Origin of the sequence: Celeribacter arenosi, assembly GCF_039539485.1 — a bacterium.
Lineage (GTDB): Bacteria > Pseudomonadota > Alphaproteobacteria > Rhodobacterales > Rhodobacteraceae > Celeribacter > Celeribacter arenosi.
In genome coordinates, this window is record NZ_BAABDF010000007.1 from 146,218 (window position 1) to 168,368 (window position 22,151).

The following is a 22,151-nucleotide window of genomic DNA, read 5'->3' on the forward strand; positions in this document are numbered from 1 at the left end:
GCCATGAAAGGCGCAGTCATCGGGTGCGGATTTTTCGCACAGAACCAACTAGAGGCTTGGCGTGACATTGAGGGCGTTGAGATCGTCGCGCTTTGTGATCAGGACGCTGAACGTCTGAACGCCAGCGCTGCCGCCTTTAACGTCGAGCGCTGCTACACCGATGCGGCGAAGATGTTTGAAGAAGGCGGCTTCGATTTCGTTGATATTGCGACGACTGTCGGGTCGCACCGCGCGTTGGTGGAAATGGCTGCGAAAGCGGGCGTCCATATTATCTGCCAGAAACCATTCGCCGAGAATATGACTGACGCCCGCGCCATGGTTGATGCTGCGAAGGTGGCTGGAAAAACCCTCATGGTTCATGAGAACTTCCGGTGGCAATCCCCTATCCAGGCGGCCCTGAAAATCGTGAAAGCCGGCACTATTGGTGAACCCTTCTTTGGTCGCGTTAGTTTTCGGTCCGGATATGACGTGTTTTCAGGCCAGCCCTATTTGGCAGAGGGCAAACGGTTCATAATTGAGGACCTCGGGATCCATATCCTCGACATCGCGCGCGCCTTTTTCGGCGATGCCACGCGGATTGCGGCAACGACGCGTCGCATTAACCCCAAGATCAACGGCGAAGACGTCGCGACGATGATGTTGACCCATGAAAATGGTGCCACAAGCGTTGTAGATTGTTCCTATGCCACGCAGCGAACGCCCGAAACCTTCCCGCAATCATTGCTCGAAATTGACGGGACACTTGGCACATTGCGACTTGATGCCGGGTACCGGTTGACGGTGCAGGCAGATGGGGAAACGCAAACGGATGTCTCTCCGCCTCTCCTGCATTGGGCGCAAAAACCGTGGCACAATATTCAAGAGAGCGTTCTGACTATTCAGCAGCACTTCGTTGATTGCATCAACTCTGGACGCCAGCCGGAAACATCTGGCGCTGACAACCTTAAAACACTGGCCTTGGTCGAAGCAGCCTATCTGGCCGCAGAGCAAGGACGCACTGTGAAACTTGCAGACATATGAGTGACGCCGTGACCCTTTTCGGAACAGATCAGCCCCCCGTTGAGGGTCAATGTTTTGCTGTTGGTCCGTGGTCGTTCACGCTCGAAAACGGCGCCTTGCGGCACATCGCGCTGCATGGGCAGGAAGCCATTCGCAACATCGCGTTTCTGGTCAGGGACCGCGATTGGGGCACGTTGACGCCGACGCTCGACAATATGCAGGTTGCCCAAACCGATACGAGTTTGGGCATTACTTACGACGCAGTGTTCCAGAGCGCAGATGCGAAACTGGCCGTGCGTGTTTCGATTGATGTCGGGCCCGACAGTCTTGTCATGTCGGCAACGGGTGACGCGCTGGGACCGTTCGAAACGAACCGGGCCGGGTTCACAGTTCTGCATCCGATCAAGGATGTCGCTGGCCGACCAGTCCGCGTGAAACACAGCGATGGGTCGATCGAGGACAGCGTCTTCCCAGACCTGATCGAACCTTGGCAGCCCTTCAAGGACATCACAGCCCTCACCAATCAGGTTGGGAAAGCCGAGCTATGTTGCGCATTTCATGGCGACACCTTCGAGATGGAAGATCAACGGCAATGGGGCGATGCGTCCTACAAAACCTATAACCGTCCGTTGGCATTGCCGTGGCCCTACACAATCGCGGATGGCGAGCGCCTGTCGCAGTCGGTCGAGCTTAGTTGGACCCCGTGCTCAACCACGCCCCCATCGCGTGTTGAAACAGGTGTCGTTGACGCCACCTTTCCGGAAATGGCGCTGGTAATTGATGCGCAAGATGCACTGCGATTGGCCCGACACCCCGGTGATATCGCGGTTGTGAATCCTCAGCGGTTACTCTGCCACCTCGATGCGGAACTCGGCGATACGCCCGCGCAATTTGAGGCCTTTGCAGCGGCGCAACGGGCCTGCCCAGATCAGGTATTTGATTTGGAGTTGATCTGCCTTTTCGCCGATGATCCCGCGACCGAATTGTCTTCTATGGCTGCGCAAATGCGCGACGCTGGCTTTGCGCCTGACAGTGTCCTCGTATGCCCGTCGGTGGATCGCCAATCCACGCCACCTGGATCCGATTGGCCTGACTGCCCCTCATTGGCCGATATCCACACCGCAGCATCCTTTGCTTTTCCTGATGTCAAACGGGGAGGCGGCATGGTGAGTTTCTTCCCCGAACTCAACCGCAAACGCCCGCCCCACGAAAAGTTGGATTTTGTAAGCCACGGGTTGTGCCCGATCGTGCATGCGGCGGACGATGTCTCCGTAATGGAAACCCTTGAGGCGATTGCGCATATCACCCGCAGCGCCCGCGCCATTTTCGGCGACAAGGAATACCGGATCGGCCCCTCGACGATCGCCATGCGCCAAAACCCGTACGGGTCACGCACGATCCCCAACCCTGACAACCAGCGTATCTGCATGGCCCATGATGATCCGCGCCATCGCGGCACGTTCGGCGCCGCCTATGTCATTGGCTTGGCTTGCGCACTTGCGCCTGCGGGACTGTCTGTCTGGACGCCAGCTGCCCTTTATGGCCCGCGTGGCGTGATTGCGGACGACGGGCATTGGCCAATTTCAACAGCCCTTAAAGGCTTGGCAGAATGCGCAGGCCAGAAAATCCATAGTACGCAGGTTGCCGACGGGATCGCCGAGGCATTTGTCGGGAATGTGAGATTGAATGCAAACCTGACATCAAAAGCGCAGCAATCACTTGGCCCCTACGCGTGGTCGATTGTTGCTGCTAACGCTGGGGAGACGACGTGAATCTGGATTTTGCGCGATTGAGGTGATCCTCCATCGCGCGAACTGCACCTTCTTCGTCATTGGCGCGCAGGAAATCAACAATCGCGGCGTGCTCGTCCAGAGTTTTGTGTTCCTGACCCGACCACAACAGCAGTGACGAATGGTATTCAAATAACCACGTCAGCATCATCTCGGTGATGGAATGGATAAGCGGGTTTGCAGTGATCAAAGCCAACCGCGTGTGAAACGCGATGTCGGATTTCATGAACGCTTCGGCATTGCCCAGATTTGTGCGCTGTTCTTCGACGAGTTCCACCAGATCATCGGCATCTTTTGCACGACATTTCTGCGCAGCAATCCTGACCGTTCCCAGTTCAAGGAGATGGCGCACTTGTTTGAGATGATCAACGTTGGAGGGTTCGCTGGACAACAGCAACTTCGCGATGTCATCGACCTGACTGAACGCAATGCCTGCGGTCAATGCGTTTACGCGGCTGCGACCGCCGTGCGTGATCGTGATGAGACCTTTGCTTTGCATCGCCTGCAGGGCTTCGCGCACCGCAGGTCGACCAACACCAAATCGCTCCATCAGTACGCGTTCGGATGGAACAACGTCACCTGCCGAAAGTTCACCGCTTGCGACGAGTTCGCGCAGTCGCTCAAACACCTGATCCGACAGTTTCATACGAACAATTTTACCGTCAGAGTCATTCATCTTGCGCATCCAGATCCGTTAGGTGTGCAGGCGCGCGTGCCCCTGCATTCGAAACTTATCAACTGGTGCTACAAGAGGATCAGAATTGCAAGGTCAGGTGATCCTTTCGATGCTTGCAGCGATCTCATCGGGTTCAAAGACGCGCTTCCAGTCATCGCGCATCAGAACAGGCTTTCCGAACTCGATTGCCTTGTTGCAAGCGTCTGAAAAGACCCCGTCGATCTCTTTGAAAATTACCGCCCCGAGGATGTTCATATGGCCCAAAAGAAAGTCGCGGGCAGCCTCTTTTGGAACGCCGCGCGCGACGACTTCGTCCATCGCTTCTCTCATCACATCGAGCAGGGATGCGCAGACCGTTTCCGACAGGCCGGGTTCAAGAAGCGCCATCTGTTCAACCGTGACACGATGTGACCGCGCGACGGGTGCGAAAATGGTTTTACCGACTCTCTCTCCGAGATCGTAATCGCTCGCAGGGCCCTGCATAAGTGCGTTTACAATGCCTTGCTGGGCTGCAACCCCGCCGAAATAGTCTTTTCGGCCTTCCATCGTTTCTTCGTCATTGTAGATTGGTGGGTGACAAGGATGGCTGACAAAATAGGTCACATCATCGCGTTTGGGCAGATGCCCCGCAAAGGGCGCAGCGGCATCCAGACACACGATCATCGCGCCCGATGGAACCTTATCAATGATCGACGCAGCGACCTGTTTGATTGCCGTATCCGGCACTGCGAGAACCACAACATCAACGTCTTTCAGGGCGACATCAGGGTCATGGCAGTCAAACCCGAGCTCTTCCTTCAACCTCGCCCGACCTTGGGGAGAAACCTCGACATGAAAAGTCTCAAATTCCGACGTAGCGAGGTTTTTGGACAACCGAACGCCCATTTTCCCACCCGCACCAAACAACGCTAGTTTTGTCACACGACACCTCCAATTGCATGTCAATCTGCCGCTCATATATCGAAATTGACAACTGGTATAATAAGTTACTAAGTATGCCAGAGTGTCAAGGGGCCGATTTGCGGTTGTCCCCCTAAAAGGAACTGAAGATGAATTCTCTCCCCGACGGACTTCTTGTTGCGTGGTATGGCGATGATTTCACCGGTGCCGCCGCTGTTATGGAGGTGCTCAGTTTCTCGGGAATTCCCGCAATGCTGTTTCTGGATGTGCCCACTGAGGCGCAGCTCGCACAGTATCCGGATTTGCGCGCGGTAGGTGTTGCATCAACTGCGCGCGCGAGTTCACCCGACGAAATGGACGACGCCCTGACACCCGCTTTCGCCGCGCTTCTTTCGCTGGACCCGGCACTTCTCCATTACAAAGTTTGCTCGACACTGGATTCTTCGCCCGTCATTGGATCAATCGGGCGCGCGATCGAAATTGGCGCTGATTTAACAGACCCACAGATCGTTCCGGTCCTAATCGCAGCGCCACAGATGCAGAGATTTCAGGTCTTTGGCCATTTGTTTGCGGGGCTTGGCGATCAGGTTTACCGCCTTGACCGCCACCCTGTCATGGCACGCCATCCCGTCACGCCAATGGCGGAGTCCGATGTCGCGCGCCACATCGCGGCCCAGTCAGACCGGATTAACGCGACCCTGTGGACAGGCGCACCGCCACCTTCGCGGCCCGATACCATCCAAGTGGTCACTCTCGATAGCCAAGATGCCCGTACCGAAACCGGTGCAGGGCGCATGATATGGGAAGGCCACGCGGAGAACAGATTTGTTGTCGGCTCTCAGGGAGTTGAATACGCGCTGGTGCGCCATTGGGTCGAAACGGGGGCGTTGGAGCAGGTTGACCCCCCCAAGGGCGCGGGACGTGCGAATGGGATGGTTGTCGTGTCAGGGTCGGTGTCTCCAACAACTGCCGGGCAAATCTCGTGGTCACGCGCGAACGGATTTCAAACTCTCCGCTTCGACGCTACTCGGGCAGTCGCAAACGCCCGCGCATTGTCCGCGGAAGTGGACCGCATCGTACACGAAGCCCTTGCGGCGATTGCTGCGGGGCGAGACCCGTTGATATTTACCGCCGAAGGGCCCGATGACCCGGCAGTCGCAGGTCTGAATTCTGCCGTCGATGCCGCGGGCGCTGACATGGGTGCGGTGAACCGTCGGATCGGTCAGGCCCTGGGCGAAATGCTCGATCGTATCCTGACGAAGAGTGGCATCCGCCGCGCTGTCATTTCAGGTGGGGATACGTCAGGCTACGCCACGAAACAGTTGGGCATTTTTGCACTTTCGGCGCTGGCCCCGACAATACCGGGCGCGTCACTGTGCAAGGCGCACGCGGACGGGCCAATGGATGGTTTGGAACTCGCGTTGAAAGGTGGCCAGATGGGAAGCCCCGATTATTTCGGGTGGATACGTGACGGAGGAGGACACCGATGACCCGCATTACGGCAACCTATGACATCGAAACCCCTTCGGGACTTGCCCACGCGGCCGCCGTATTGGCAGGTGAACAGTCAACCGGCACATTCGTCCGGCTCGCAAGCGAAACTGATGAACTGCGAGATCGCTCCGGCGCCCGTGTCGAAAACATCACGCAGACCGCAACCGCAAAAACACCCTCATTGCCCAGTCGCAAGACAGGCGACACATACGAACGCGGCCTAGTCACTGTCAGTTGGCCCATGGGCAATTTCGGGACATCCCTTCCAACTTTGATGTCGACGCTTGCAGGCAACCTGTTTGAACTGGCCGAGCTTTCCGCCATCCGACTGGTTGACGTCGATTTACCCGAGCAGTTCGCCCATGATCATCCCGGCCCGCAATTTGGGGTTGAGGGAACGCGCGCATTTATGGGCGGACACAAAGGGCCATTGATTGGCACGATCATCAAGCCAAGCATCGGTTTCACACCTGACGAAACCGCCGACCTCGTAAAGACACTCGTGACCGCGGGCATTGATTTTATCAAGGACGATGAACTACAGGCCAATGGCCCTGACTGCCCGTTTGAGGACCGGCTGAACGCGGTTATGCGGGTCATAAATGACCATGCGGAACGCACCGGGAAACGGGTCCTTTATGCGGTAAACATTACCGACGAAATCGACCAGATGTGGCGCAATCTCGACGCAATGGATCGCGTCGGCGCAACCTGCGCCATGGTCTGCGTGAATTCCGTCGGCTTGACCGGTCTGCGCGCCGTCCGTAGTCGAAGCAAGGCCTTGATCCACGGGCACCGCGCAGGGTGGGGGCTGTTTTCACGCTCGCCTGACATTGGCGTCGACTTCGGGGTCATGCAAAAACTCTGGCGTTTGGCCGGTGTCGATCACCTGCATGTAAACGGCCTCGCGAACAAATTTACCGAAAGCGATGATGTGGTTGCCCGCGCGGCCAGATCCGTCCAACAACCCATCTCCAAACATGGTGGTCCGGCCCATACCGCCATGCCCGTTTATTCGTCCGGTCAAACCATCTGGCAAGTCGATCCCGCACGACAATTGCTAGGAAACGACGACTTCATCTATTGCGCCGGTGGTGGGATCATGAGCCACCCAAGCGGCGTGGCAGACGGGGTAAATAGCCTGAGGGCCGCCGCCGAAGCCGCGCGCCTGGACATCCCTCTCGAAGAATTCGCCACGCCCAATTCGCCGCTGCGAAAAGCCATCGAGACCTTCAAAAAGCCAAACATAACTCTTTCTGATTTCTAAGCCGTAGCCAGATGCGCGTGACACGCGGACGCTACCGGCCCTTGCGCGCAGAGGCAGCGAGGTCCTGCTTCGCGAGCCGAGCGAGATGCATGAACGAGGTGCAAATGGGGGGTCTATTCCCGAAACGCGCATCGCGTCTCAATCACATCAATGAGTTTTGAAAGTTGGCTGGGATGGTAGGATTCGAACCTACGGTACACTGTACCAAAAACAGTTGCCTTACCACTTGGCTACATCCCAACGTGACGCGCTATTTAGTCTGCCAACGGCTGCGGCGCAACCCCTTTTTGGGTGAAATTGGACGCGCCGCCGTGGTTTACGTGCGACGCGTCCGAACGGGCCCCGAGGGACACAGAAGGACCCGCTATTAAATGGCTATTGGCCGAAGTCAGCGGATGTGATGACACGGTCTTTGTTGCGATCGCGACCTGCCATCCACATGTCACTTCCCTTCATGAATTCGGCGCGCGAAAGCAGGCCGTCACCATTGGTGTCGAGAATTGCATGGTCATAAGGACCCAGCCTTGCTGACAGCATTGCTGATTGGGCCTCTTGGCGGTTCAGGCCGCCACCACGGCTCGCTAGGGCGCCGCCTTGCCCCGGAGGGGTCTGACCATTGCCGAGGCCCTGTCCGGCCGCATTTCCGGCCTTTTGGCCGCCCTGCCGGTTTCCCATACCGGGACGATCCTGAGCGTCGCGCGACATTTTCGCGGTTTCGTCGAGCCAACCCATTTCTTCTGTGTCGAGCGCGCCGTTTTCATCGCCATCAAAGGCGTAAAACATATCCGCGCGGCGCACATCCACCTCTGCGCGCGTCACAACGCCGTCTTCGTTGACATCCCAGTTCAGCAGGAAATTTTCACCGGGCGTGAAAACCTGAGCCGTTGCAGCGAGGGGAATTAGGCTTGTCAGGGCGATTGCGATACCGGCTCTCATGGCGAGTCCTCCAATTCGTATCAGCGATACTCATTGAACGGATGGCTTGCCCGATTCCGTCGAAAGAAAAACGCCCGCCGGTTGGGCGGGCGCTTGGTGAGTTTCAATAACGACAGGATCAGATTTTCTGATCGTACTCCCCGATGGCCGGTTCGGTTTGAATGACAGCGTCGAGTTCCGCAAAGATCTGGCGCATTTGCGCGTCGCTTTCGGAGCTTTCGCACACCACAACGAGGTTGGGTGTGTTCGACGATGCACGCACGAGACCCCATGAGCCGTTTTCAAGGATCAGACGCACACCGTTGACCGTCACCACCTCTTTGATCTTTTGACCGGCGAGTGTTTCCCCTGCGTCGGCCATCGCCACGAGTTTGGCCACGATGCGATCCAGAACGTCATATTTTTCGAGGTCCGAGCAGTAGGGCGACATGGTCGGGGTCGAATAGGTGACAGGCAAAGCTTTTCGCAGGTCCGACATTTTCATATCCGGATTGCGATCCATCAGTTTGCAGATTTCAACCGCGACCCGCATCCCGTCGTCATACCCGCGCCCGATGTCCCCGGCGAGGAAGTAGTGGCCCGATTTCTCGAAACCCGCCAAAGCACCCAGTTCATGCACGCGGCGTTTCATGTGGCTGTGTCCGGTCTTCCAGTAATCCGCCTTTGCGCCGCCCGCGATCAGGTCGGGATCAGAGGCGAAGAGGCCGGTGGATTTCACATCGGCCACAAAGGTCGCACCGGGGTATAGTTTGATCAGATCGCGCGCCATGATCACGCCAACCTTGTCGGCAAAGATCTCTTCGCCCTCGTCATCCACTACGCCGCAGCGGTCACCGTCCCCGTCAAATCCGAGCGCGAAGTCCGCGCCGGAGGCTTTTACGCTGTCGGACATGTCATGGAGCATTTCCATAGCTTCGGGGTTCGGGTTGTAATGCGGGAAGGTGTAGTCGAGCGTGTTGTGGCTCTCGACAACTTCGACGCCAAGGCGTTCGAACAGGGCAGGGCCATATGCCGCCGCTGTGCCATTGCCCGTCGCGCACACCACTTTCAGTTTGCGGCTCATTTTAAAGTCGCCGACGAGGTCATCCATATAGGCGTCCCACACACCGTCGATGACTTCATACGATCCGCCATCAGACGGCTCGCTTTTGCCGTTCAGCACGATGTCTTTGAGTTCTGCCATCTCGTCCGGCCCGTGAGTCAGCGGCATTTCGAACCCCATCTTCACACCCGTCCACCCATTCGGATTGTGCGACGCAGTTACCATCGCAACTGCGGGGGTATCGAGATGGAAGGCAGAGAAATAGCACATCGGCGTAATGCAGGGTCCGATGTCTTTGACTTTGATGCCCGCCTGCATAAGCCCGACGATCAGCGCGTTTTTGATTGTCAGCGAATAGTCGCGATAATCATTACCCACGGCGATTTCGGGGGTCAGGCCGCGCTTTTTCATCTGCGTGCCTATGCCCAACCCGAGAGCAGTCATCCCCGGCAGGTTGATTTCATCGGGGTATTTCCAACGCGCGTCATACTCACGGAAACCCGTCGGGGTAATCATGGGGTCACGCAAAAACTCCCACGTGTTTGGCGTCGAAGTCGGGGCGGGAATTTTGCTCATTTCAATCGGTTCCGTTTCTTTACGACGCTTTTCGGCGTCACTCGTTGTTCAACTTGGCAAAAATCTGATTGGTTTCCAAGCGTAGGTCCGTGGGCAGTGAATAATCACCGCCATGTGGGCGCAGCCGGTATTTCGTGCATTCCACCGTCAGCCTGACACCTGTTCGCGTAGAACCGCGGCAGTCAGGGATGCCATCAGATAGATGCCGGAGAAGATCAGCATCGCTAGGAGCGTGTTCTCGAACTTGCGCGGATACGTCGGTTCATCAGGTGCAATCGGGCGAGAGGTGAGGGAGAGGTAACGCACCTGTCGGCTGGCCTCGACGCGCGCAGTTTCCAATGCCTGAACGGCTTGGCTCACGAGCGCTTGGCGGGTCTGCAATTCGACCTCTGTCATGCGCAATTCAGCCGAAATACGTGCCAGCGAACCGGATGTGCCTTGCTCTTGGGTCAGTTGTGAACGCAGATCGGCAATGATTGCCTCCAGCCTGCGAATATCGCCGCGCACGCCATCGACGCGGGCCTGGTTGGGTCGGGTGTTGTCGAGCAACTGTTGTAGCTGAAGTTTCTTTTCCTGCAGCTGCGTTTCGAAGTTCCCGATCTGTCCCATGACCGCAGAGGTTTCGGCGTCTGGCGAGATGATGCCAAGCTGCTCCTGAAGCGCGACGACGCGTTCCTGCGCATCGAGCATTTTGCGCTCGGCTTCCTCGAGGCTTTGACGCGCACCCTTTTCGCCGTCTTCACGCAAACGCTCGGTGGATTGGTCGATGCGTTCTTCGGCGTATTGGATCAGCGCTTCGCTATAGCGCTGGGAGGTCTCCGGATCGGCCGCAACGACCTCCATCCGCAACAGACCCTCGGTGGGGTCGTAGCCGATGGTGACGTGCTTGCCGTATACCTTATAGGCCTGCTCGTTGGACGGGTTCTCTGGCAGACGTTGGATCGGGTCGATGGCTTCAGAAGAAAAATGTTCCTTGAACCCGACATCCGCATCCAGACGCAGCATCGCGTCGCGGCTCTCCAGATAGTCCTGAACCGAAATCGAATCCTGCGCGCCCGACAATGGGCCGCCCGACAACAGCCCGCCCAATCCACCGCTGGCGGAAGGGGCCTCGGACTGCTGAATGACAAAGGCAGAACTCGTCGCGTACAGCGGGGTCGCGACTTTGTAGAAATAGTAACCGGCGATTAGGGTCGGAATGCCGACAAAAACGGCAAGCCGCGCCACCAGTAGCAGCATCTTGCGGCGGCGTCGGCGGGCGATGTCTTGTTGGATACGGGATATCTCGTCGTCGCGTGTCAGGCGATCAAGCATGGCTTTGGATGGCATTGCCCCGCCACCCATTTCGGCCGGCAGGTTGGAATTGCCATCGGTAGTGGTGAGTTCGCGCGACTCGCTGGCCTCAGTAGAAACCAGTTCGAGCATGGCGTTGCGTTGAAACGGGTCGATGCCTTTTTGGCGCAGGAGAAGAACCGCCTCGAAATCGGATGTTGTCTCGATCCCGTGTTTTTGCGCGACGCGCCGTGCCATGCGTAGCTGCCGTCCTGTCAGGCCCTCGCGGCGGACCGTCTCAATGTCAGTGGAGGTTTCCGACGCGCGCTCAGGTTTTGCAGGTGTTGCGGGCGTATCGTCCGTCTCACTTTTACCCCCGGGCGTGCCCAAAGTCGCAGCGGCAGCGCCACGGCGCCTTGTTGGACGTTTTGTTGCGGGATCGGATGGCGTGTCCGCTGCCGCTGAGCCAGGATAGGCCTCGTCACCGAAACCGTCATCTGCGCCAGCGTTGTCAAAAAGCGCGGCGTCATCCGCGGGTGATTTCGCATCATCTGCGGTGGGCGCACCTGTGCGCTCGGCGCGGCGCAAACGGAATTTCTGAGCTTTAACCTTCGTATTCATACAGCGCCTTCGCCTCTTCCAGCGTATCGAACATGTGCAGTTTGCCTTTGCGTAACACGGCAGCAGAGCGACAGAACTTTTCCAACGTAGCCGCCTGATGCGACACGACGACAATGGTGGCCTTCTCCAGCCGCTCGCGCAGGATCGCGCCAGCTCTGCGATTGAATTCCACATCGGCAGTTGAGGGCATGCCCTCGTCAATTAGATAGATATCGAAATCGAGCGCGAGCAACAATGCAAACGAAAGTCGCGCCCGCATTCCCGAAGAATAGGTGGCCACCGGCATTTCGAAATATTCTTCCAACCCGCAGAGCCAGCGACAGAACGCTTCCACATAATCGGGGTCCAGATCATAGAGCTCCGCGATAAAGCGAACGTTTTCGCGGCCTGTGTGTTTGTTGATCAGCCCGCCCATGAACCCGAGCGGGAATGACACGCGACAGTTGCGGCGGATTTCACCTTCGTCGGGTTTTTCCAGACCCGACATCATGTTGATGATCGTGGTCTTCCCCGTCCCGTTGGGTGCAAGAATGCCGAGACTATTGCCGAGTTCAACGCGAAACGACGCACGATCAAGGATCACCTTGCGCTGTTTACCGGTCCAGAAGGACTTGCTGACGTTATCGAATTCGAGCATTCGCGGTGCGCCTCGAAACTGCCTGGGGCTGCCTGACCCTGTGCCCGTTGCGGGCTTGTCGACGGGCCTCACGGCGGCCCATGATTTTGCGCCAGTATGTCGCCCGGCGCGCGCTGAATCCATAACCGAATAGCGCGCGCAGGTAAAAATGGTCTGAAAACGGCCGTTTTCAGCGTCTTGAGCGATAAATTGCTGGGTTTTACCCCTGCGATTTATGAATGCTGCTTCTCAACCCGACAAATTTTTCCCGCAGCAATCGAGATGAACGCTGCTGCAAAGGAGAACAGAGCCCCCATTTTGGCCGCGTCCTGCACTGGTGTGTCGCCGAGCATTGTCGAACTGTCAAAAGCCACAGCGGCGATGAAAAGCGAAACGGTAAACCCAATCGCGGCCACACAGCCGATGACGAATAGGTCGATGGTCCGCATCCCCGCTGGCAGGCCAAGTTTGAATACATGCGCCGCGAGCGCCCCCATCACCAGAACGCCCAATGGTTTACCGATCAACAACCCTGCAAGAACCAACCACGTCGGATCTCCAATTGCGTTGAATTCAACGCCCGCATTGAGCAGGCCGAAGAAGAACAGAATAACCTCGACTGGTGTCTTGAGCTTGTGTTCGATTTCGTTGAGCAGGTCGGACAGGTGGCGTTCTGCTTCGGCAAAGAAACCGAACGCGCGATCTGCGTGCGGAATGGTTGGCACGATCGGCAGAAGGCCCAGAGCGGGGTGGATACCTGCGCGCATAAAGCCATACCACGACAGACATCCTGCAATGAGGTATGGCCAGAAGCCGAGCGCTTTGCGAACCCATGTGGAGTTCGGGCGCAGTTCCTTACCGGTATCGAGTTTGCGCGGCAGCCAGTTGGCAAAGACAAAAACGGCAATCGCCGCGACCAGCGACAGCAGCAGCCACGATACTGCCAACTCACCCGTTGGGTAGAAGATCGCGAGAATGACGAGGCCGGCTGCGTCATCGGCAATCGCGAGCAGGAGAAGAAAGCGAACTGCCGGGTGGCCTGCGCCGAATACAATGCGCCCAACAAGATAGGAAAATGCGATGTCGGTCGCGGTTGGAACAGCCCAGCCATTTGCGACAGCGTCATAGGTGTCGGAGCCGAGGAACGCCGCAAGGCCGAGGTAAACAGCAATCGGTCCGATCATGCCGCCCACGGTCGCGACCAGTGGCGTTGCCGCCTTTTTACCGCGAAGTGAGCCGTTTTTCAGGATGACGGCTTCCCAGACTTCCTTTGCCGCAATGGCAAAGAATAGCGCCATAAGCACGTCATTGACCAGATAATGCAGTGTCAAAGTACGCGTGACGTGGCCGTGGCCGTCATCATGCAGGTGTCCGATGAAGAAATTGTCGAAGATCGGGTATTCGACGAAGGCATGGTAGGAATGAGCATCCACATTCGCCCAGATCAGCGCGATTGTGGCGCCTGCGATCAACAAAAGCGAATAGTTAGCGATGAAGCCCCAAACCCTGTACATGCCCGTCGTCTCCCTGGTGTTCTTGATGTCAAAACGGACATAGTTGAAGCCAAGGGCCAGAGCAAGAACCGGCGGGCGTTTCCGCGCGCCGGCTTTGCCGTTTATACGATGTCAGCCTGTTAGATGAGCGACCAAACGGTCCCTGCGAGCAGCGCGCCCAGAAACGCAAAGCCGACATAGCTGGCGAAGACGCGCGGTTTGACGAGGGCCCAGACCGCAACGGCGGCAGGAATGCACGTAATTCCGCCAGCGACCATAAAGGACATGGCAGCACCCTTGGCCATGCCTTGTTCAAGAAGGCCGGACATTAAGGGAACGGCCGCAAACCCGTTTAGATACGCAGGGGCACCGATAAGAGCGCCGACCAGAACCGGACGGGGACCCTCGCCGCCCAGAGCCGTGGCAATCCATTCTGACGGCACATAGGCGATCATTGCCGCCTCCAGGATATAGGCAACCAGCAGCCATTTCCCCAAGAAAAGCAGGTTCTCGACGAAGTTATCCCTGAACCGCTGAATACGTTTCCCGTCGCGCCAGAACCGCCATTCGGGTGTTCCGCGCAGGGACGCCGTCGCACAGGCCGACGGTGCGGCGCGCGGTTTCAGGGGGTCGGTAAAGATGGCCGTTCGAGCAAGGATTTTCACGCCGAAACCGCCCAGCAGTCCAACAGAAACCGCCGCGACGGTTTTCCCGATCGCAAAGTCGAGGCCCAATCCGTCTGCGGTGATGATGAACATTGCAGGGTCCATGAGAGGCGACGAAAGCCAGAAGGCCATCACAGCCGTCAGAGGGACGCCCACCGCCAATGCGCCTGCAATGAAAGGAATGACCTGGCAGGAGCAAAACGGAGAAATCCCTCCGATCACAGCGGCCATCACGATCATGCGCACCTCGCGCCCCTCGAATGCACGCGACAAAAGGGACTCGGCACCCGACGCTTTCACGTAGGAAGTGGCCAAGACCGCAAAGAGAAGGAACGGGGCAGCCTCGGCAAGCGCGCGCAGGGCGAAACCCACCCGATCCGGCAGCCCCGAAGGGTCAAATACTGCAATGGCCAAGAGGACCGTTCCCGCGAACAACAGCGCTTTGTCCGACTTTTTCCACAAACGCGGAAGGAGGGGGGGCGTGGTGCTGATATCAGTCATGGCAATGCTCGTCCTCGGTGCAGGTTTCGTTATCGCAATCCGCACAGCACTCGGCCAACAACCCGCTCGCCAGATTTTCGATCTCGCGGTAGTCGGCGGCCATACAGATGATTGAGCGGCCCTGTTTTTCCTGACGGACCAAACGTGCGGCGGCTAATGTTTTCATATGATGTGTGAGCGTCGCACCCGTAATCCCTGTGCGGGCCCCCAAGTCGCCGATACTGAGACCCGTCGGCCCTGCACGCACCAGAGCCCGCAACACGATCAATCGTTGCTCTGATCCAAGTGCCGCAAAGGTGCTGGCTGCCCTCGCCAGTTGTGCGTCGTCCAAATCGGTGTGTTTCATGCGAAAGCCTCCAATGATTCTACATTTCTAAAAATATCGAAATGAGTCAAGTGGAGATTTGGCAAACGAACCGGTACACCTGATTTCATGACCCTTACTGATGACATTTTTTCTTGCCGCATTTGCGCGGACAGGTTCGCAAAAACCGCCACGGCACATACGCCGCGTCCGGTCCCGTGGTTTCGCGAAGGCGCACGCATTTTGATTGCCGGTCAGGCCCCCGGCGCGCGTGTGCACGAGAGCGGGCGACCCTTTACGGACGCGTCGGGCGCGCGACTGCGCGAATGGCTCGGGCTAGATGAGGCAACGTTTTATGACCGGGACCGGATTGCGATTGTCCCGATGGCGTTTTGTTTTCCCGGCTATGACGCGCGCGGTTCCGATCTACCGCCTCCGCCAATTTGCGCGGAGACATGGCATGGAAAGGTCATGGACGTGCTCTCTTCGGTCGACCTCGTTATTCCCGTCGGTCTGCATGCGATCCGCTATCACCTAAGGATCAAAACGCCGCTCACGGTCGCGGTGAGGGAATGGCGCGACCATGCGCCCGGCGCCTTTCCCTTGCCTCATCCGTCATGGCGCAATACGGGATGGTTAAAGAAAAACACGTGGTTTGAAGACGATCTCCTCCCCGTCTTGCGGGCCCGCGTGAAGGAGCTGATATGACCGAGACGACGCCCCTCGACCGCGCGCATGCGCAGATGCAAAACGCCCCCAACGATGACGCTGCACGTTTGCGATTCTTTGAGAGGATTGCGGATGGCGAGTTGTTCCTGCTGCTCGAAGAAGAGCCGAAGCCCGAAGGTCCGGTCACGCCGCGCCTGTTTGAGGTTGAGGACCAAAAGTTCGCATTGGTTTTCGACCGCGAAGGGCGTTTGGCCGATTTCGCGGGTGCCGCGCCCTATGTCGCGATGTCAGGGCGCGTGCTGGTCGAGATGATCGCCGGTTCGGGTATCGGACTTGGGTTGAACCTGTCGGTCGCGCCATCGGAATATCTCCTGCCCGCGCAAGCGGTCGATTGGCTACATTCAACACTGGGAAATACCCCGCAAGAATCGCAGGCACGTCCCGAAGAAATCGCGCCCCCACATGGCCTGCCCGAGGTGTTGATCACCGCGCTCGACACCAAGCTGGCCTTGGCTGCCGGTTTAGCGAAATTGGTGTATCTGGCCGGTGTAACCTATGAAGGCGGGCTCAAATCCCACCTTCTTGCCTTTGTCGATCCGGTGCCGGGGTCAGAGGACGCGCTGGCGCGATTGGTGTCGGAGGCGCTGATTTTTTCCGGCGTCGAAGCCGGTGTTCTCGACGTCGCCTTCTTCAAAGCGTCCGATCCGATCTGCGCATCCTTCGCACGCTTCGGTCTCCGCTTTGATCTGCCGGATCTGGCCCGAGAACAATCCGGCCCCGCGGCACCGGGCATGGACCCGGATACCCCACCAAAACTCAGATAGGCATCAATAGCCTGCCGAGCGATCAACGAGATAGAGGAGGGGTTCACCCGCCTCTGATCGTTTGATGTTTTGCGCTATAACTTCGCTGGCCGTTTCCGGTCGGGTCTCGGACGCAATATGCGGTGTGACGGTAATGCGCGGCTCTGACCAAAACGGGTGATCGCGTGGCAGAGGTTCTTGGCGAAACACGTCCAATGTCGCATGCGCCACGCGCCCTGCGGCCAAGGCGGCGAGTAGAGCGTCATCATCGATCAACGCTCCGCGGCCCGGATTGATGATGCGCGCGCCACGCGGGAGCCGTGCAAAAGCTTCCGCACTAAAGAGGTTCTCTGTCTGGGGGGTCGATGGAAGCAGGAGGACGAGGATTTCGGACCGGCTGAGAATTTCACGCAACCCGTCCTCGCCTGCGTAGGTTGTAACACCGGTAAGCGTCTTTTCACGACGCGACCATCCTGCGACATCGAAGCCGAGCTCTGACAGCGCGCTGGCACAAAACGCCCCCAACTCGCCAAGGCCGAGAATGCCCACACGCCGATGCCGGGCCAGAGGAGGCGCGTCTGCAACCCATAGACGGTCGGGGTTATTGATATGGGCGTCCATCCCGAGGTGGTAACGCATGACGTGCCCCACAATATAGTCGCGCATGCCTTCGCGCAGACCCGGATCAACCATCCGCGTTAGCGGCTGTGTGAGCGTTTCATTGGAAATGATTTTTTCGACACCGGCCCAAAGGCTCAGCACAGCTTTCGCGCGGGTGAAGGGGGCGAAATCGGACATTGTGTCATTGGGCGCATAAACGACGTAGTCCACATCCCCGGGCGCGGTATCGCGGGACAGATTCACATCCAATCCAGCGGCGTCGCAGGCGCGCGGCAGGACGTTTCGATAGCTCGCCCAACGGCCTTCCGGCGCAGAAAACAACAGGTTCAAAGTCATTTATGGCCCCGAGGTCGGTGAATATGGGCGGATTGGACAATGCCGAATGCGGCGAGCAGGACGAGCATGGCCGACCCACCATAAGAGACCAGCGGCAAAGGCACGCCAACCACAGGCGCAAGCCCCATCACCATCGACATGTTCACGGCAAAGAACAAAAAGAACGTCGCAGAAATGCCGATCGTGACGAGCGATCCGAACCTGTCTTTGTTCGCCATAGCCGAGAAGAGGCAGAACCCGATGATGAGCGCGTAGAGCATCAAAAGTGAGAAGACGCCGAGAAACCCGAACTCTTCGGCCAATGTGGTGAAGATGAAATCGGTGTGTTTTTCGGGCAGAAAATTCAGGCGTGACTGGGTCGACTGCATAAATCCGCGTCCCGTCCAGCCCCCCGACCCAAAGGCGATTTTGGATTGGGTAATGTGGTAGCCTGCGCCCAATGGATCCGCCGAAGGGTCCAGAAAGGTGTCAATGCGCAGGTACTGGTAGTCCTTGAGCAATTGCCACGGTGTCCCGCGCGAGGTCAATACGGCAGCAACCAACCCGCCCACGGCTCCGATGACGGCCCCGAAATACCACCAACTCACGCCGGCTGCGAACATGACAATCGCGCCACCGGCAATCAGCAGAATGGATGTCCCCAAGTCTGGCTGCCTGAGAACCAGCATGGTCGGGATAAGAATGAGCGCTGCGGGAATGAGCACATAGAGCGGTCGTGACACTTTGGAGATGTCGAGCCAGTCGTAATAGGCCGCCAAAAGCATAACGAGCGAGATTTTCATCAATTCGGAGGGCTGCAGCCGCATAAATCCGAGGTCGATCCAACGTTGGGCCCCCATGCCGACTTCGCCAAAAAATTCCACGAAAACCAACAGCGTAAAAGACAGGATATACCCCAGTCCCGCCAGATTTCGCCAAAACCAGATTGGCACCATGCCAAACATCAGCATGAGAAACACACCCGCGGCAAAGCGTTTCATTTGCGGCTCCGCCCAAGGCAGGAACGAGCCACCCGCATTGGAGTAGAGCATCAAGAAACCAACGCATGCCACAGCGGTGAGCAGAACCACGAGCGCCCAATTGACGTATAGAATTTTGCTCAGGCCGGTCGGGACCGTCTTTAGATTATGTTCGAGATAGCTCACGCGCGGCTGCTCCCAGAAGCGGCGTCATCCGGGTTCTGTAGCGGCAGGGATTCAAACAATTCCCGAATGCGCTCGCGTTGCCCCGATGGGTAGGAGTCGAGCGGGGGAAGTTTGCCATGCAAGGCAAATAGCATGAGGTCGCGCGCGACGGGTGCTGCCGCCGCCGACCCGCCACCGCCATGTTCGACCACGACCGAAACCGCATATTTGGGGGCATCAAAGGGGGCGAAGGCGACAAAAAGCGCGTGATCACGCTGCTCCCACGGCACCTCTTTGTTATCCACCACGGCATTTCGCACCTGACTGGTGCCTGTCTTGCCCGCCATCCGCATTGAGGCCTCCGCGATGCGTGACGCATAGGCGGTGCCGCGCGGCGAATTGGACACTTCGAACATCCCTTGACGGACGGCGCGCAGCATATTTTCGTTGATGCCGAGAGGGGCGCCACCACGGATCGGCTGCTCTTCACTATCAACGGATTTCACCAGACGTGGCACGATTTCGCGACCCGTCGCCAGCCGCGCACTCATCACGGCCAGCTGCAGCGGCGTGGCCAGAACAAAGCCCTGACCGATAGAGGCATTGAGGCTGTCGCCCACAACCCAATCGGCACCCCGTTTGGCGAGCTTCCAACTCTTGTCCGGCATCAGGCCCGAATTCACACCCGGAAGCGGCAGGTCATAGGCCTCGCCGAGCCCGAGGCGTCTGCCCATTTCCGCGATCCGTTCGATGCCCGTGCGCTGGGCCATCTCATAATAGTAGACGTCGCAGGAATGGCGCAGCGAATTGCTGAGGTTGATATTGCCATGGCCCGACCGCTTCCAACAATGGAAACGTCTTCCGCCAACTTCTGTATGGCCCACGCACCGAACCGTTTCATCGGTACTGACCACACCCGCCTCCAATGCGGCCAAGGCGGTAACCATTTTAAAGGTCGAGCCGGGAGGATATGCGCCCTGAACCGATTTCGAGGGAAGGGGGCGGAATTTGTTTTCCAGCAGCGCGTTGTAGTTGGACACGGAAATCCCGCGTACGAACAGGTTCGGGTCAAATGCAGGAGTAGACCCGGAGGCCAGCACATCTCCGGTTTCGACATCCATAACCACCGCTGCTGCACTCTCGCCTGACAAGCGCGCCTGCACAAAATGCTGCAGGTCTGAATTTACGGTCATCTGGATATTCGTGCCCGGGTCGCCTTCGCGCCGGTCAAGTTCGCGAATAATTCGCCCGTGCACGTTTTGCTCTACCCGCAGCGTGCCTGCGTGACCTTTGAGGTCCTGTTCGAGGCGCGCCTCCACGCCGGACTTCCCGATCTGGAAATTGGGCGTGCGATAGAGCGGATCGATGACGTCCATTTTCGACAGATCATAATCGGACACGGGCCCGACGTATCCAACCAGATGCGCAAAGTCCGTCGAGAAAGGATAGTGGCGCGACAGGCCGACCTCCGGTGTGACACCGGGGAGGGCCGGACCGTTGGCCGCGGCGGCTGAAAAGGCTTCCCATGTCAGGCGGTCGGCAATGGTGACAGGCACCGATGGACCTGCATTGCGCAATTCGCGACGCACGCGGTCCTGCTCGTCCTGCGACAGCCCGATCAGTTTTTCGAGTTGGACCAGAACTTCATCGAGTTGCGCGGCATCTTCTTTGCGGATCACGATCCGGAAGGTTTGTTCGTTTTCCGCCAGCACTTTGCCATTGCGGTCGTAAATCAATCCGCGGGCCGGTGGCAGAAGCCGGATTTTGACCCGGTTTTCTTCGGCGAGCAGGCGAAACTGGTCGGCCTTTTCGACCTGCATGTACCGCATTCGCAACCCAAGGACGCCCATGAACGCCGCCTGCGAGCCGCCGAGAAAGAGCGCACGGCGGGTGATCTTGCGGGCGGAGGCGGCGGTGTCTGCGGGCGAACGTTTCATGACTGCGATCTCATCTCATCCGCTTCGGATGGTGTGATTTTGGTGATCCCGAGCGCCCATGTCGAGGCCACAACAACCAAAGGATAGACCAGAAGCGTGGAAACCTGTCCAAGGATCACGAGGCCCAAAGTGGCCTGTTCAACCATGAAGATCGCGAGGACAAGACGATAGGCGACGGCCATCGCCAACATCACCCCCGCAACCATCGCCCATTCCAAAAGGAATGACAGGTCACGTGACGTAGGTTCACGTCGGCGCAGAAACTCCAAACCAATGATGCTGAGCGCGGCCCATAGACCGGGCGGCCGCATGAACACAAAGTCGGCCGTGAGCATGACAACCGCGACCAAAAGGACAGGCACGTAATCCGGACGCCGCATGACCCAGGCAAATGCCAGCGCCAAAAGGAGATCGGGACCGGGCCAATGCGCTGATCCGACGCGAAGGGGCAGAACATAGATAAAGACCGCGACAAACGCGATTGCGACAAAGACAATGCGGTACAGCCATCGGCGAAGCGTGCGGGGATCAACCATCGGCGGCGTCCTCTTGTTCGCCCGCATCTCCGGTCGGGTTTTCCTCGGTAAAGGTTTCGACGGGGATCATGGGAAGGATCAGGCTACCGGGCCCCTCGATTCTCTCTTCGTCATGCGTGCGCAACACGCGCAGAAAATCGAGCCGCTCGTAATCTGCCGCCAATATTACTCGCAGCCGCCGGTCCGTTCCCAGAGCAACCTGCCCGATCAGAATATCAGGAGGGAACACGCCGCCGTCGCCCGATGACACCACACGATCCCCGGGACGCACCAGTTCCGGGCTTTCGATGAAGTCCAACGGTGGACGCGCAGAATTGTCGCCCGACAGGATCGCACGCTGCCCCGAGGGCTGGATCGTCACCGGCAAACGCGAGTTGGAATCGGTCAGTAGGATCACGCGCGACGTGTTTTCGCCCACGCCCGAAATCCGCCCGACGAGGCCCAGACCGTCCGTCGTGGCCCATCCGTCACGTATCCCGTCGCGCGCGCCAACATTGATGAGCACGGATTGGCGGAACGGAGATCCATTGTCGGCGAGCACAATCCCAGAAACAGTGGTGAGCTTTGGGTCGACCTGCACGGCATTGAGCGCACGCAGCTTTGCGTTCTGCTGTTCGAGTTGAACGGCGGCCTCTTTCCATGCCTGCATGTCACGCAACTCGCGGCGCAGCTCTTGGTTCTGATCGTAGATGCGTTGATAGCTTTGGAAGTTCTCGACCATGGAGACGAATTTCGTCACCGGCACGAGAGCCCATTCCATCGAGGGCACAAAACGGTCGACCATCTGCGCGCGGATTCGTTCGACGCGCGGACTATCAATGCGCCAGAGAATGAAGAGGCCGAAAAGCACAACGACAAGCAGCCCGACCAGCAAACGCCGGATCGGGCGGACATAGTCGTCGCCATTTCCTCTGTCTCTGGCCACACGCGCCTTTCAAGAACCGGTGGTGGGTGGCCCATGGCCCGCCGGAGC

Annotated in this window: 20 protein-coding genes and 1 tRNA gene; 6 read left to right on the forward strand and 15 right to left on the reverse strand. The window is 58.1% G+C overall.

Annotation, left to right across the window (positions count from 1 at the left end; translation table 11 throughout):
* Window positions 1–3 precede the first annotated feature (3 nt).
* Together ABD815_RS08355 and ABD815_RS08360 are read left to right on the forward strand one after the other, a co-directional pair.
* Window positions 4–1,020: a Gfo/Idh/MocA family protein gene (locus ABD815_RS08355; protein ID WP_344846247.1), complete on the forward strand. Its 1,017-nt coding sequence runs from the start codon at window positions 4–6 to the stop codon at window positions 1,018–1,020.
* Between the two features lie 8 nt (window positions 1,021–1,028).
* A complete protein-coding gene (locus ABD815_RS08360; RefSeq protein ID WP_344846250.1) occupies window positions 1,029–2,771 on the forward strand; it encodes a D-apionate lactonase family protein in 1,743 nt (580 codons plus the stop codon).
* Here the strand turns inward: ABD815_RS08360 and nanR are convergent.
* On the reverse strand, window positions 2,749–3,465 hold the full coding sequence (nanR, locus tag ABD815_RS08365; RefSeq protein WP_344846252.1) for a transcriptional regulator NanR: 717 nt from the start codon (window positions 3,463–3,465) through the stop codon (window positions 2,749–2,751). The genes ABD815_RS08360 and nanR overlap by 23 nt on opposite strands.
* Window positions 3,466–3,558: 93 nt before the next feature.
* A complete protein-coding gene (locus ABD815_RS08370) occupies window positions 3,559–4,386 on the reverse strand; it encodes a phosphogluconate dehydrogenase C-terminal domain-containing protein (protein WP_344846253.1) in 828 nt (275 codons plus the stop codon).
* A 128-nt stretch (window positions 4,387–4,514) separates the two neighbouring features.
* Between ABD815_RS08370 and ABD815_RS08375 the strand changes: the two genes are divergently transcribed.
* Both ABD815_RS08375 and ABD815_RS08380 read left to right on the forward strand, forming a co-directional pair.
* Window positions 4,515–5,855 carry a four-carbon acid sugar kinase family protein gene (locus ABD815_RS08375; protein WP_344846254.1) on the forward strand — a complete coding sequence of 447 codons (1,341 nt, stop codon included), beginning with the start codon at window positions 4,515–4,517 and terminating at the stop codon, window positions 5,853–5,855.
* The gene (locus ABD815_RS08380; protein ID WP_344846256.1) at window positions 5,852–7,126 is read left to right on the forward strand and encodes a ribulose-bisphosphate carboxylase large subunit family protein; all 1,275 of its coding nucleotides are present in this window, start codon (window positions 5,852–5,854) and stop codon (window positions 7,124–7,126) included. Before ABD815_RS08375 ends, ABD815_RS08380 begins: the two co-directional genes overlap by 4 nt.
* A gap of 165 nt (window positions 7,127–7,291) precedes the next feature.
* On the opposite strand, the gene ABD815_RS08385 is transcribed toward ABD815_RS08380, so the two are convergent.
* The 8 genes from ABD815_RS08385 to ABD815_RS08420 form a co-directional block, all read right to left on the reverse strand.
* Window positions 7,292–7,366 (reverse strand) — tRNA-Gln (locus ABD815_RS08385).
* Window positions 7,367–7,501: 135 nt separating this feature from the next.
* Window positions 7,502–8,062, reverse strand: a complete 561-nt coding sequence (locus tag ABD815_RS08390; RefSeq protein ID WP_344846258.1) for an EF-hand domain-containing protein — start codon at window positions 8,060–8,062, stop codon at window positions 7,502–7,504.
* A 118-nt stretch (window positions 8,063–8,180) separates the two neighbouring features.
* Window positions 8,181–9,680, reverse strand: coding sequence for a phosphomannomutase/phosphoglucomutase (locus ABD815_RS08395; protein ID WP_344846260.1), 1,500 nt, complete (start codon window positions 9,678–9,680; stop codon window positions 8,181–8,183).
* A gap of 147 nt (window positions 9,681–9,827) precedes the next feature.
* Window positions 9,828–11,573, reverse strand: a complete 1,746-nt coding sequence (locus ABD815_RS08400) for a KpsE/RkpR family capsule polysaccharide export protein (RefSeq protein WP_344846262.1) — start codon at window positions 11,571–11,573, stop codon at window positions 9,828–9,830.
* On the reverse strand, window positions 11,557–12,210 hold the full coding sequence (locus tag ABD815_RS08405) for an ABC transporter ATP-binding protein (protein ID WP_344846265.1): 654 nt from the start codon (window positions 12,208–12,210) through the stop codon (window positions 11,557–11,559). Before ABD815_RS08405 ends, ABD815_RS08400 begins: the two co-directional genes overlap by 17 nt.
* 212 nt (window positions 12,211–12,422) lie before the next feature.
* Complete coding sequence (locus ABD815_RS08410; protein WP_344846267.1) at window positions 12,423–13,703, reverse strand: Na+/H+ antiporter NhaA; 1,281 nt, start codon at window positions 13,701–13,703, stop codon at window positions 12,423–12,425.
* 119 nt (window positions 13,704–13,822) lie between these two features.
* Complete coding sequence (locus tag ABD815_RS08415; protein WP_344846269.1) at window positions 13,823–14,848, reverse strand: permease; 1,026 nt, start codon at window positions 14,846–14,848, stop codon at window positions 13,823–13,825.
* Window positions 14,841–15,194, reverse strand: coding sequence for an ArsR/SmtB family transcription factor (locus ABD815_RS08420; protein WP_344846271.1), 354 nt, complete (start codon window positions 15,192–15,194; stop codon window positions 14,841–14,843). The genes ABD815_RS08415 and ABD815_RS08420 overlap by 8 nt, the downstream gene beginning before the upstream one ends.
* A gap of 87 nt (window positions 15,195–15,281) precedes the next feature.
* Here ABD815_RS08420 and ABD815_RS08425 point away from each other — a divergent pair, with 87 nt between their 5' ends.
* Both ABD815_RS08425 and ABD815_RS08430 read left to right on the forward strand, forming a co-directional pair.
* Complete coding sequence (locus ABD815_RS08425; RefSeq protein WP_344846273.1) at window positions 15,282–15,860, forward strand: uracil-DNA glycosylase family protein; 579 nt, start codon at window positions 15,282–15,284, stop codon at window positions 15,858–15,860.
* The gene (locus ABD815_RS08430; RefSeq protein ID WP_344846275.1) at window positions 15,857–16,645 is read left to right on the forward strand and encodes an SseB family protein; all 789 of its coding nucleotides are present in this window, start codon (window positions 15,857–15,859) and stop codon (window positions 16,643–16,645) included. Before ABD815_RS08425 ends, ABD815_RS08430 begins: the two co-directional genes overlap by 4 nt.
* A gap of 3 nt (window positions 16,646–16,648) precedes the next feature.
* On the opposite strand, the gene ABD815_RS08435 is transcribed toward ABD815_RS08430, so the two are convergent.
* The 5 genes from ABD815_RS08435 to mreC are packed head-to-tail and all read right to left on the reverse strand — an operon-like array spanning window position 16,649 to window position 22,103.
* The gene (locus ABD815_RS08435) at window positions 16,649–17,581 is read right to left on the reverse strand and encodes a 2-hydroxyacid dehydrogenase (RefSeq protein WP_344846277.1); all 933 of its coding nucleotides are present in this window, start codon (window positions 17,579–17,581) and stop codon (window positions 16,649–16,651) included.
* Entirely contained in the window at window positions 17,578–18,726 is a 1,149-nt protein-coding gene (gene rodA, locus ABD815_RS08440; RefSeq protein WP_344846278.1) for a rod shape-determining protein RodA, read from the reverse strand. Before rodA ends, ABD815_RS08435 begins: the two co-directional genes overlap by 4 nt.
* Entirely contained in the window at window positions 18,723–20,642 is a 1,920-nt protein-coding gene (gene mrdA, locus ABD815_RS08445; RefSeq protein ID WP_344846280.1) for a penicillin-binding protein 2, read from the reverse strand. The genes rodA and mrdA overlap by 4 nt, the downstream gene beginning before the upstream one ends.
* Window positions 20,639–21,178: a rod shape-determining protein MreD gene (locus tag ABD815_RS08450; protein WP_344846282.1), complete on the reverse strand. Its 540-nt coding sequence runs from the start codon at window positions 21,176–21,178 to the stop codon at window positions 20,639–20,641. Before ABD815_RS08450 ends, mrdA begins: the two co-directional genes overlap by 4 nt.
* On the reverse strand, window positions 21,171–22,103 hold the full coding sequence (mreC, locus tag ABD815_RS08455) for a rod shape-determining protein MreC (protein ID WP_344846284.1): 933 nt from the start codon (window positions 22,101–22,103) through the stop codon (window positions 21,171–21,173). The genes ABD815_RS08450 and mreC overlap by 8 nt, the downstream gene beginning before the upstream one ends.
* Window positions 22,104–22,151 lie beyond the last annotated feature (48 nt).